Origin of the sequence: Methylobacterium frigidaeris (assembly GCF_022179185.1) — a bacterium.
GTDB classification, from domain to species: domain Bacteria; phylum Pseudomonadota; class Alphaproteobacteria; order Rhizobiales; family Beijerinckiaceae; genus Methylobacterium; species Methylobacterium frigidaeris.
The window spans coordinates 60,747-73,336 of the sequence record NZ_BPQJ01000021.1; the positions used below are offsets into that span (position 1 = coordinate 60,747).

At 71.7% G+C, this 12,590-nt stretch carries 7 protein-coding genes; 6 read left to right on the forward strand and 1 reads right to left on the reverse strand.

Annotation, left to right across the window (positions count from 1 at the left end):
• Positions 1-57: 57 nt before the first annotated feature.
• Positions 58-1,014 (reverse strand): GlxA family transcriptional regulator, encoded by a 957-nt coding sequence (locus MFF64_RS21090; protein WP_238192335.1) that lies wholly within the window; start codon positions 1,012-1,014, stop codon positions 58-60.
• A gap of 280 nt (positions 1,015-1,294) precedes the next feature.
• Between MFF64_RS21090 and MFF64_RS21095 the strand changes: the two genes are divergently transcribed.
• From MFF64_RS21095 to MFF64_RS21120, 6 genes are all read left to right on the forward strand, one after another.
• The gene (locus MFF64_RS21095) at positions 1,295-4,168 is read left to right on the forward strand and encodes an ATP-binding protein (RefSeq protein WP_238192336.1); all 2,874 of its coding nucleotides are present in this window, start codon (positions 1,295-1,297) and stop codon (positions 4,166-4,168) included.
• Positions 4,169-6,111: 1,943 nt separating this feature from the next.
• The gene (locus MFF64_RS21100) at positions 6,112-7,620 is read left to right on the forward strand and encodes a sensor histidine kinase (protein WP_238192337.1); all 1,509 of its coding nucleotides are present in this window, start codon (positions 6,112-6,114) and stop codon (positions 7,618-7,620) included.
• Positions 7,590-9,011 carry a sigma-54-dependent transcriptional regulator gene (locus MFF64_RS21105; RefSeq protein WP_425324407.1) on the forward strand — a complete coding sequence of 474 codons (1,422 nt, stop codon included), beginning with the start codon at positions 7,590-7,592 and terminating at the stop codon, positions 9,009-9,011. The genes MFF64_RS21100 and MFF64_RS21105 overlap by 31 nt, the downstream gene beginning before the upstream one ends.
• A gap of 99 nt (positions 9,012-9,110) precedes the next feature.
• Positions 9,111-9,818, forward strand: coding sequence for an OB-fold nucleic acid binding domain-containing protein (locus tag MFF64_RS21110; protein ID WP_099906982.1), 708 nt, complete (start codon positions 9,111-9,113; stop codon positions 9,816-9,818).
• 135 nt (positions 9,819-9,953) lie between these two features.
• Positions 9,954-11,279 (forward strand): MFS transporter, encoded by a 1,326-nt coding sequence (locus MFF64_RS21115; RefSeq protein ID WP_099906984.1) that lies wholly within the window; start codon positions 9,954-9,956, stop codon positions 11,277-11,279.
• 10 nt (positions 11,280-11,289) lie between these two features.
• Positions 11,290-12,381: a metallophosphoesterase gene (locus MFF64_RS21120; RefSeq protein WP_099906986.1), complete on the forward strand. Its 1,092-nt coding sequence runs from the start codon at positions 11,290-11,292 to the stop codon at positions 12,379-12,381.
• Positions 12,382-12,590 lie beyond the last annotated feature (209 nt).

Sequence of the window (12,590 nt, forward strand, 5' to 3'; positions counted from 1 at the left end):
GACGTCACGATTCCGGACATTCTCCGCCGATCGGACCGGACCTCCGGCTTCGGCCGGTCACAAGGCGGCGACGGGACTGGCCCCGAGGCGGACGCTGCGCGGCCCGGCACCGTAGGCCCGCAGGAACGCCCGGCGCATCCGCTCGCGGTTGGCGAAACCCGTCTCGCGCGCGATCTCCTCGACCGGCAGGCGGCTCTGCTCCAGCATCAGCTTCGCCGCTTCCAGGCGGATGCGCTCCACCGCCTTGGCCGGCGAGGCGCCGGTCTCCGCCCGGAACAGGCGCGTGAACTGGCGCGGGCTGAGGCAGGCCACCGCCGCCAGCGCCTCGGTCGTCAACGGCAGGTGCAGGTTCCGTCGCGCATAGGCCAGGACAGCCTGGATCCGGTCGGTGCGGGCGTCGAGATCGAGGAAGGCCGAGTGCTGCGCCTGGCCGCCGGCCCGACGGCGCTCCATTACGAGGCCGCGGGCCACGCTGACGGCGAGATCCCGGCCGTGGTCGTGCTCGATCATGCCGACCGCGAGATCGATGGCGGCCGACATGCCGGCCGAGGTCCAGATGGTGCCATCGACGACGTAGATCCTGTCGATGTCGAGCCGGCAGGCCGGATAGCGCGCGCGGAACTGCGGCGCGAAATGCCAGTGGGTGGTCGCACGCCGTCCGTCGAGCAGGCCGGCATCGCCCAGCATGAAGGCGCCCAGGCACAGCCCGGCGACCCGCCGCGTCGAGCGGGCGGCCGCGCGGAGATGGTCGGCGAGGACGGGCGAGGTCTGGGGTATGCCGATGCCGGCCGCGACGAGGAGCGTGTCGAAGGGCGCCGGGTCACCGAGCGGCTCGGTGGCGACGTCGGGACCGAGACCGGACCGGATCGGACCGCCGCGCTCCGACAGCAGGTGGATGTCGTAGAGCGCCGCCCCGGCGTAGCGGTTCGCCACCACGAACGGCGAGGTCACGGCGAGACCCATGAAGTCGAAATCGGGGCCGATCACCACCCCCGTGCGGCGCGTCGTCGTCATCGGCTCCGTCCCCTTTCTCGCGCCGCACCATCGGCCCGGGCGCCGGCCGTGGCAAGCATGACGGCCTGAAACGAGGCTTCACCTTCCGTTAGGGGAAGGTGGACGCTTTGGCGGAGGAATGTCCGGAAAAGTGGCATCTACGTCCGAGAGCCCGGATGATCGGGGATACGGCTGCGCTATGGTGCGCCGGCCGGTTTCGCGCGCAGGGAGCCGTCCCCGGGAGGGACGGAGCCGGCGGCGTCTCGGATGACCGGCGTCGGGCAGGTGCGGGAGCGGCGGCATGACGAAGGCAAGCGACGCCACGGCGGGCGCGCCTGGCGCGGTGCGCCCGGAGATCGTGTTCGGCGTCTTCACGCTGCTCCCCGAGCAGCGGCGTCTCCTGGCGGGGTCGTCCGTCGTCAAGCTCGGCAGCCGCGCCTTCGATCTCCTGATCCATCTCGCGTCGCGGCCCGGTGAGGTGATCAGCCACCGCGAGCTGACGGCGGCCGCCTGGGCCGGGGCGCAGGTCGAGGAGAGCAACCTCCGCTTCCAGATCGGGCAGCTCCGGAAGGCGCTCGCCGAGCACGCGGACGGGGCCGAGCACGTCACGAGCGTGCCGGGCCGCGGCTACTGCTTCACGGCGACGGTGACGCCCTGCGCGCCGGCCCAGCCGGTGTCCCTGGTCCGGCCGGCCGGCTCGTCGCTCCTGCCGCCCGAGCCGCCGAACCTGATCGGCCGGTCCGCCGATGTCGAGGTCCTGCTCGGGTGCCTGGCGCGTCATCGGCTGGTGACGGTGGTTGGAACGGGCGGCGTCGGCAAGACGACGCTCGCCGCCGCAGTCATGCATCGGATCGGCGGCCCTGCCGCACAGTCGCGGTACTTCGTCGACCTGACGACGCTGGACGATCCCAGGCTCGTGCCGAGCGCCGTCGCCTCTGCACTGGGCGTCCCGGTCGGATCGGCCAATCCCCTGCCGCAGATCGTCAAGGTGCTGGCGGATGCGGACGCCCTCCTCGTCCTCGACAATTGCGAGCACGTCATCGACGCCGCCGCGCTCGCCGCCGAGGCCATCCTCCGGCGCGCGCCCGCCGCGCGCATCCTCGCGACGAGCCGCGAACCGCTCCGGCTGTCCGGCGAGGCCGTCCACCACCTCCTGCCGCTGGCGGCGCCCTTCGCCGATGCGGACGACCCGCTCGCCTTCTCGGCGGTCCAGCTCTTCTGCGACCGGGCACGCTTGCAATCACCCGATCTGGCCCTCGATCCGGTCCAGGCCCGGCTCGTCGGCGAGATCTGCCGGCAGGTCGACGGTCTTCCCCTGGCGATCGAACTCGTCGCGGCGCGCATGCGGACCCTGGGTCTCGCCGGCCTCGTCGAGCTTTTGCGCAACGGCGCCGAGCTCGCCCACCGCAGCGCCGTCCCCCGCCACCGCAGCCTTCAGGCCACCTTCGACTGGAGCTACGCCCTCCTGTCGGAGGCCGAGGCCCGCGCGCTGCGGACCCTGTCGATCTTCACGGGCCACTTCTCGCTGAATGCGGCCGTGTCGGTCCTCGACGACGGTACGGACCGGTCCGATCACCTGGAGGTCCTCAGTGCGCTCGCCGACAAGTCCCATCTCGTGCTGGAGGCCGCACATGGTCTGGAGGCCGCACATGGCGGCGCCCGCTACCGCCTGCTCCAGATGACGCGCCAATTCGCCCTCCGGAAGCTCCGGGCGGCGGGCGAGGAAGCGGGCGTCGCCCGCCGGCACGTCGCCTGCTACGCAGGCCTGCTCGAGGGCGCGCGGGCGGCGAGCGGGACGCGGCACGGTGGCGACGGGGTGGCGGCCCTCGCCTTCGAGATCGGCAACGTCCGCTCCGCACTGGTCTGGGCGTTCGGGCCGGGCGGCGACGCGCAGCTGGCGGTCCGGCTCGCGGCCTGTTCCGCGCCCCTGTTCCTGCACCTCTCACTCCTGGCCGAATGCGTCGACTGGACCGGGCGGGCGCTCGGGGCAAAGGAGTTCGCCGCGCTCGGGCCGAAGCTGCGGCTCGAGCTGAAGGCGGCACGAAGCGTCGCCCTGCGCTACACCAGGGGCAACGGCGAGGACGCGCGAGCCGCGCTCCACGACGCCCTGGACCTGGCGGAGACCGAGCAGGACCTCGCGTACCAGATCCGGTTGCTGGAGGGCCTGTACATCTTCGCGCTCCGCCTCGCGGACTTCAAGGCCGCGATGGCCTATGCGGAGCGCGGCCGCGCCGGCGTCTGGCACTCGCTCACCGATACCGGCCTCGCGACCGGCGATTGGATGGTGGGCGTCCTCGATCACTTCATGGGGCGTCAGGCCGAGGCGCGGCTGCGCTGCGGGCACGCCCTGCGCAACTTCCCGCTCCAGCGCCGGCCCGAGGTGGTCCGCTTCGGCATCGACCAGCGCATGCTGGCCCACTGCGCCATCGCCCGCGCGCTGTGGGTGCAGGGCCTCCCCGACCAGGCGGAGGCTGCCGTCGACGGGGTGGTGCGGGAGATCGAGGCGATCGGCCACCCCGTCTCGCTGTGCACGGCGTTGCTCTGGACGGCGCCGGTTGCCCTCTGGTCGGGCGATCTCGACCGGGCGGCGGAGGCGCTCGCCACGGGGCGCGTGCTGGCCTCCCGGCACTCGCTCGTCCCCTACGAGCTTCTCGCCCGGGCGCTGACCGGTCAGCTCCACGCGCTCCGCGGCGATCTGGAGAGCGGCGTGGCGCTCCTGTCCGAGGGCCTGGCGGGCCTCGTCGAGGTGTCGCACCTGACGATGAACTCGGCCCTGCAGCTCGCCCTCGCCGAGGCCCTGATCGAGGCGGGGCGGCCCGGCGAGGCCCTCGCCGAAGCCGGGCCCGCCCTGGTCCGCATCGAGCGCGACGAGGAGCTGACGCTCGTCCCCGAGGCATGGCGCATCAAGGGCCGGGCCCTCGCGGCCCAGGAAGCGGGCCAGGAGGCGGGACCGGCGGAGGAGGCCTTCCGCCACGCCCTCCGAATCGCGCAGGATCAGGGCGCGTTGTCCTATCGCCTCCGAGCCGCGACGGATCTCGCCGAGCATCTCTCCCGCCGGGGTCGTACCGACGAGGCGGCAGGCCTGCTCTCGCACGTCTGTGACACGGTGACGGAGGGCCGTTCCACCCGGGATGTCCTGAGGGCGACGCGCCTTCTCGAGCGCCTGACAGCGTGACGGGGCCCCGGGCGCGCCCGCACGGCTCGCTGCGTCCCGTCTCATGGGATCGCACAAGCCCTCTCGGTAAATCTCCCGCCCTTGCCGATCCGGGGTGTCGGCCGCATGGCCGCCGGCGCACACCGCTCCTGCCAGTCTGAAGACGAGGCGACAGCGGCCTTGAGCCCCGTCAGGGCTCCCCGGCCACGGCCATGAGGAAGATTCGGTTGTAACGATCGGACCTATGCGTTTTTCCGATCGCCGAGGCGGTATCGTCGCCTCGGCGCGAATGCTACGCCGTTCGTCCGAGCGGCAATCGGCCCCCGGCGCGACCTCGACGGGGCTACTCGTGTCCGCCTCAGCCGTCGATCCCCGATCGGCTCCCACAGCTCTGGCGGTCGCACCGCACGATGGCATCTCGACGGCCGCGATCAGGCGGCTCGTGCCCGCTGGCCTGCGGACGCGAGACGGCCTCGCCCTCGTGCGCGGCGACGCGATCCAGCTCCGGGGTCTCACTCGGCCGTCGATGAAGGTCGCCTCGGCCACATCTCGCCGCCGTGGCTCTCCGACTCGTGCTTCCCCACGGGTGCGGCCTGCTCGTTCGCCCGGCATGCTTCGGGAAGTTGTTCCCGACGAAGCGGGCCGACCTGCTCGTTGTCTCGATCGGCCTCCCGCAGATGATGCTGTTTGAAGGCCACGGGCGGCAAGTCCGATCCGCCCGCAGAAAGGGTCCGTCATAAGGTCTGGCTTTCGGGCCAGGATGAGAACGAACATCTCGGGACGAGGCAGTACAAGCCCAACGATCGCGTTGCCGAGCTGCGGCAGATGAACGCTCTGGTTTCTCAAGCTTGGAATATGCCCGATTCATCCCTTCAAGCGGACATGGCATGATGAGCTGGGGATCGTCCGCAAACGATCAGAAACCCGGGTTGCAGGACTTGTCCGGAAGATCCGAGTGGGTCGAAAGCAGCCCCTCGCTCGATCAAGCTGCTTAGATTTTGATCCGAAGGAGCTGGGCCGTGGCGGTGGCGACACTCACTTCACTACGCATTCCCTGCATCGGATCAGACACCCTGAGGCGGAGGTTCTGCTGCCCGGAGAGGGCATGCCGTTGCCGGCGGCCTCCCTGCGCCGCACTTCCCTGAGGCCCGTTCCACGGCCAGACCGCGAGCACGCCCCAAGGTTCCGGCCTGCCCTGGCTCGGCAGCAGTCTGGCGCCCGCGTTACGCCCCCTCCCGGTGACGGGCTGCCGCGTCTTCGTCTCGACTGCCCTGAGGCCCGACATCGGTAGTCCGGACGGTGGATGCGATTGAATCCCGATATCTGACGTCGCGCGTTTGGAGTATGGCCAAGTCCTACTCCAAGGCAGCCATCATCCATGACTCCGGACAGCCAGAACCACCTGCGTGTTGATCTTGAGGAGATTGCCCCAGAGGAGTTCTTTATCGTCGTCATGTTGCAGGATAGGAAAATCGCCAGCTTGTATCTCAGGGGGAATCGGCAGTACGCGACAGAGTGCCTTGAGGTAGCTCGGCGCCGGATCTTGCTGACCGTCAGCGGGGAGGAGCCGGGTGATACTCGCGATAAAGTAGCCCGGGAACTCACGCGACTGAGGGAAGACGTTCGGCTTCCCCGCACGTAGGCTGGCACTCCCCGGCCTCTGCTCGGGACGAAGAATCGCCGGGAGACCGCCGAGCCCGGATCACGAAGTACCGCCGCGATGTCCCGGTCGGGGATGTCGCGCGGGAAGGAGCGGGCGTGCCGCAACATGGCCGCCTGCAATCGGAGCGGTTGGAGCAGGATCCGCGGGCAATCCGGGACGGTCAGCAGAATCCGACGTTGCGTCCGGTGATTTGCGCGGGCGGGGGCGTGTGGGAGAAGAGCGTAGGCGCGTCCAAGGCGCCTACGCGCCAGGGGCCTCTATGGGAGAAGCCTCCGCGAAAGCCGCCCGCCTCCATCATCCCATGGCCCCTCGCCTCCGCTCCCTCCGCGCCCACCTTCTCGCCCTCTGGATCCTGCTCCTCGCCTCGGCGGCGGCCACCGCCTATCTGCTCACCGAATTCTACACCCAGTCCGCCGCCGTGCAGGTCGCCCAGACCGAGCTGCAGGTCGCCCGCGCCTGCCGCGAGATCGGCGACCGGTTCGCGTTCTTCGGTGCCGACTGGACCGGCAGCGTCACCGGACCCGACGATCCCCTGAAAGGGCAGCTCACGGACGTGGTGGTGACGGCGCTGGCCGTCCATCCGGGGGTGGAGGGCGGGATCTGGACCGCGGCCGGGGGCTCCGCGGCCTACGCGTTCCCGACCTACGAGGGAACCGGACCGAAGTCCGACCTGCCCGCGGCCGAGATCGACACGATTCGCCGCATCAACGCCGAAGCCCTGAGCGCCGAGCGGCCGGTGGCGACGCGGCGCGTGTCCAGGACCCAGACCCTGGTCGTGCAGGGCTGCCCTTTGCGCGGCCCGATCCAGGGGGCGACGGCCTGGACCATGGCGCGGATCCATACCGACCAGGGCCGAGCCTACGGCCAGCTCCTCGCCGGCTTCGGCTTCCTCGCCGCCACCGTTCTCGGCTCGGCTTTGCTCCTCGGGCGGCTGCTCGTCCTGCTCGGCCGGCGCATCGCCCGGCTCGAAGGCCAGCTCGGGCGCGCATCGGAGGAAGGCGATCTCCCCCATCTGGGCCCGACCGGCCTGCGCGAGCTCGACCGGCTAGTCGAGGCGCTGAACGCCGCCGGCACCCGCCTCACCGCCGCCCGCCACCGTGCGGCGGAGGCCGAGCGGCTCGCGGCGCTCGGCCAGCTCGCGGCCGGCATCGCCCACGAGATCCGCAACCCCCTGGCGGCGATCCGGCTCAAGGCCGAGAACGCGCTGGCGAGCGCCGATCCGGCGCGGGGCCGGGCCGCCCTCGACCTCGTGTTGGACCAGGTCGCCCGCCTGGACCGGCTGCTGCGCGACCTCCTGAGCCTGACCCAGCCGCGACGGCCGATCCTCGCTCCCACCGATCTCGGCCGCGTCCTTCGCAACTGCGCCCACCTCCAGGACGACCTCGCCCGGGCGCAGGGCGTCGCGATCGCGGTGGCGGAGGTGACGCCCGAGCGCCCGCTCCTCGACGCGGTGCAGATCCGCCGCGCCCTCGACAACCTCCTGCTCAACGCGATCCAGCACAGCCCACCGGGAGGCCGCGTGCGGCTCTCGGGCGAACGGGAGGGCGATCGCTTGCGGATCCGCGTGACGGATGAGGGCCCCGGCGTCCAGGTCTCCCTGCGGAACCGCCTGTTCGAGCCTTTCGTCACCGGCCGCCCGGACGGCACCGGGCTCGGCCTCGCGATCGTGCGCGAGATCGCCCGCGGCCATGGTGGACAGGTGCGGCTCGCCGCCCCACCTCCCCGGGAGACCGACACCGAGGCACCGGGTCCCGGCGCGACCTTCGAGCTCGACCTGCCATGGACCGCCTCCCCATCACTCGTATCCTGATCGTCGACGACGAGCCGGCCCTGCGCGAGGGGTTGGCCGAGACGGTGAGCGATCTCGGTCACTGCCCGGTCCTCGCCGCCTCGGGCGCCGAGGCGCTGGCGCGGGTCGCGGCCGATCCGGCGATCGCCGCGGTGCTCCTCGACCTGCGCATGCCCGGCGACCTCGACGGGATGGCGGTGCTCAAGCGCCTGCGCTCCGGACCCAGGCCGCCGCCGGTGGCGGTGCTGACTGCCTATGCCAGCGCCGAGAACACCATCGAGGCGATGCGGCTCGGCGCCTACGATCACCTGACGAAGCCCGTCGGCCGGGCCGAACTCGCCGGTCTCCTCGGCGGCATGCTGGCCCTGCCGGCTGATGCGGCGCCGGATGCCTCCGCCCCGGCGGGGCCGTCCGCCCTGATCGGCTCCAGCGAGGCGATGCGGCGGGTGCAGAAGGCCGTGGGCCTGGCCGCCGACAGCGACGCGACGGTGCTGCTGCAGGGCGAGACCGGCACCGGCAAGGAGGTCGCGGCACGCGCCCTGCACGCCTATGGCCGCAGGCAGGCAGGGCCGTTCGTACCGGTGAACTGCGCGGCGATCCCGGCCGATCTCCTCGAGAGCGAGCTGTTCGGCCACCTGCGCGGCGCCTTCACGGGGGCGACGAGCGACCGGACCGGAGCCTTCCGGGAGGCGGATGGCGGCACGCTCTTCCTCGACGAGATCGGCGACATGCCCCCGTCGATGCAAGCGAAGATCCTGCGGGCGCTACAGGAGCGGGTGGTGACCCCGGTCGGCGGCCGGCCCGCGCCGGTCGATGTCCGGGTGGTGGCGGCGACCCATCGCGACCTGCCGCGCCTCGTCGCGGAGGGCGGCTTCCGGCAGGACCTGTTCTACCGCCTCAACGTGGTGCCGATCACCCTCCCGCCACTGCGCGAGCGCCTCGCCGACATCCTGGCCCTCGCCGAGCATTTCCTGTGCTGGAGCGGCGCGGGACAGAAGCGCCTCGGGCCCGAGGCCGCCGCCGCGCTGATGCGCTACCCTTGGCCCGGCAACGTGCGCGAATTGCGCAACGTGATCGAGCGGGCGGCGGTGCTGGCCCGCGGTGCGGTGATCGGCGCCGAGGATCTCGGTCTCCGCGATCCCGGCCCCCCGGGAGAAGCGCCGGGGGCCGAAGGGTTCCTGCCGGCCTGGCTCCACGGCGACCTGCCTGGCGCGGTGGCGCGCCTCGAGGAGGCGATGATCCGCCGGGCGCTGCGCGCGAGCGGCGGCAACCGCGCCCGGGCGGCCAAGAGCCTCGGCATCCAACGCCAGCTCCTCTACGCCAAGATCGAGCGCTACGGCCTGCGCGACGCCGCGATGTCGGGAAACCAGACGGACGATGTCGCGAATCCCGACGGTCCACCCCTCGCCTGACGCAGGGTTTTTCAGATTCTGTAAGGATTTGGCTGTTGGCATGGGAGTTGACAGGAGGCCCGTGAGCCGGCCGCCCGCCGGCGCAGGCGAGCGACAGCCATGACGACGAGCAAGCACAGCCGCCTCGCGGCGGGCCTCGCGGCCGTGATCCTCGCGGCCGCGCCGGCCGCGGCGCAGGACAGCTCGGTCTGGGATCCCGGCACCCTGCCGGAGACCAGGGGAACGGTGAAGCAGTACACCCTCACCCCCCGGGGCGACGTCGACGGCCTGATCCTCACCGACGGCACCGAGGTGAAGCTGCCGCCGCGGCTCTCGGGTGCGGTGGTGTTCACGGTCCGGCCGGGCGACGCGGTCTCGGTGCGCGGCATGCGCGCCCGGGCGCTCCCCCTCGTCGACGGCGCGTCGATCCGCAACGAGGCGACCGGCGCCACCCTCGTCACCCTCGGGCCGCCGGAGCCGGCCGCCGACGAGACGGTGCTGAGCGGGCGGATCGCGGGTTTGCTGCACGGGCGCCGGGGCGAGGTGAACGGAGCGCTCCTCGAGGACGGCACCACCCTTCGGCTGCCGCCGCACGAGGCGGCGCGCCTGAACGCGACCCTGCGGGCCGGCCAGAGCGTCAGCGTCCGCGGGTCGGTGACGAAGAGCCCGCTCGGCACGGTGGTGGAGGTGCGCGCCCTCGGGACGAGCCCGGACGACATGGTCGAGGTCGGCGGGCGCCCGCCCCGTCCGCCGGGACCGCGCGGCGAGGCCGGCCCGCCCGGCGGTCCCGACGCGCCTCCTCCGCCTCCGCCTCCCCGGCGACCCTGAAGAGGACGCTCTTCAAGGACCCGTGGGGCATTACGGCTCCCCCCGGGAGACTAATCCGTCTTGAGTAGCAACTTTTCGCGATCTGGCCGGTTCTCGGCTCCGGATCGGCCGGTCCTTCCTCAAGGAGACGTCACGGTGAGCACCGCACCCTCCGCCCCTGTCTCTGCGTCCGGAGCCCCTGATCGGCAGCTGTCGAAGCGCGCCCTGCGTGGGCTCGATGCGCTCAACTTCACCCTGGCGGACGTGCGCGACGGCCTCGGGCCCTACCTCGCCATCTACCTCATCGCGGTGCGCGGTCCCGACCAGGGCTGGAACGAGGCGACCACCGGCATGATCATGACGATCGCCGGCATCGCCGGCCTGATCGCCCAGACCCCCGCCGGGGCCCTGATCGATCGTTCGCAACACAAGCGCGCCATCGTGATCGCCGCGGCCTTGGCCGTGACCTTGAGCTGCCTGGCGCTGCCGTTCATCTCGAACTTCTACGCGGTGGCAGCCACCCAGTCGCTGGCGGGCATTGCCGGAGCGATCTTCCCGCCGGCGCTCGCCGCCATCACCCTCGGGGTGGTGGGCCCCAAACTCTTCTCGAAGCGCATCGGCCGCAACGAGGGCTTCAACCATGCCGGCAACGCCGTCTCGGCGGCGCTCGCCGGCGGACTCGCCTACCTGTTCGGGCCGATCGTGGTGTTCTGGCTGATGGGCATCCTCGCCGCCCTGTCGATCGGCGCGATGCTGATGGTACCGTCGGAGGCCATCGACAACGACCTCGCCCGCGGCCTCGACTGCGCCGAGGACGATGCCTGCGAGCAGCCCTCGGGCCTGACCGTACTTTTACAGAACAAGTATCTGATGCTGTTCGCGCTGCTCGCCGCGATCTTCCACCTCTCCAACGCCGCGATGCTGACCTCGGTCGGCCAGCTCCTCACTCACCTGTCGGGCAAGGACAACGCCACCTCGCTCATCGCGATCTGCATCGTGGCGGCGCAATGCGTGATGGTACCGGTGGCGATGTTCGTCGGCCACAAGGCCGACGCGATCGGGCGCAAGCCGATCTTCCTCGCCGCCTTCGGCGTGCTGGCCCTGCGCGGCGTGCTCTATACCGTCTCCAACAACCCGTTCTACCTCGTCGCCGTGCAGCTCCTCGACGGCATCGGCGCCGGCGTCTACGGCGCACTGTTCCCGATCGTGGTGGCGGACCTGACCCGGGGCACCGGCCGGTTCAACGTCAGCCAGGGCGCGGTGGCGACGGCGCAGGGGCTCGGCGCCTCGTTGAGCGCCACGCTCGCCGGCCTGATCATCGTCTCGGCCGGCTACTCGGCGGCGTTCCTGACGCTCGCCGGCATCGCGGGCCTCGGCTTCGCGCTGTACCTGCTGGTGATGCCGGAGACCCGCGGCTTCGCGCCGGCCCAGGCCGGCACGCCCTCCGATCCGACCGGCCGCCCGGCCCTCGCGACCGCCTGAAGGCCGGACCATGACGACCCCGCTGACCTTCGCGCATATCGGCGACCTGCACCTGACCGGGGCGGAGGCCGAGAACACCCGCGACTTCGCCGCCATCGTCGCGCAGCTCGGCGAGGTCGACGGGCTCGACTTCGTCTTCGTCCCCGGGGACAACGCCGACAATGGCCGCCCCGAGCAATACGCCCTGCTGCGCGCGGGCCTCGACCAGCTCCGCCTACCGATCCACGTGATCACGGGCGACCACGACATGGAGGGCGGGGGTCTCGACGCCTTCTATGCCGGGCTCGGGGGGCCGCGCCTGCCCTACGCCGTCGATGTGCAGGGCGTACGCTGCCTGTTCCTCGACATGTGCGGGCCGGGCACGGGCGGGCCGGATTTCCGCCTCGGGCCCGACCAGGTCGCCTGGCTCGCGGCCGAGCTGGAGGGGGCGGACGGGCGTGACTGCGTCCTGTTCATGCACAGCTACCCGGCTGACCTGAAGGGCGATGGCGAGGCGGCGCGCGTCGCCGACCTCGTCCATCGCGGGCCGGTGCGTCTCGTCGAGATGGGCCACACCCATTACAACGAGCTCGCCAATGACGGCCGCACCATCTACGCGGCGGCCCGCTCCACCGGCCAGATCGAGGAGGGTCCGGTCGGCTACGCGGTCGCCGCGCTCGATGGCGGCGTGGTGAGCTGGCGCTTCAAGGAGCTGAGCCGGCCCTGGCCCTTCGTCCTCATCACCGCTCCAGCCGACCGACGCCTCGCCGTCGACGCCGGCCACGCGATCGGCGCGCGCGTCTCCTTGCGCGCCCTGGTGGTCGGTCCGGCGGAGCGGGTCGAGTTCCGCATCGACGAAGGAGCGTGGCAGGCGATGGCGCGGGAGGACGGGGCGCGCTGCTATGCGGCCGAAATCGCCTGGCCGGCGGGCGCCCGGACGATCGCTGTCCGGGCGACGGGTCGGGGTGCCGAGGATAGCGACGCGATCGAGCCGGCGACTGACCGGAACGCGCTGCCGACGTCCCGCGGCATCGGCAGCGATGCGGATGCGCTCGAGGCCTGGCCGGGGCGGGGGTTGCTCGGTACGCAGCTCGGGCCGAACCGCAACGGGCGGCAGTGGTGAGAGCGGGCCTGACGTTTCCCGAAGCCCGGCTGGGTCCAAGGACGATCTGACACCCACCGCGTCACTGCGCAGCCGCGGAGCGGAGGCCGGAATCCAGAAATTCAAGTCGTTCAGGATGAAGCGGAACGTCGTCCGTCTTTTTCTTAACCCTCAGCGGCTCTGGATTCCGGGCTACGCTCCACGGCTCCGGAATGATGCGGCGGATTGAA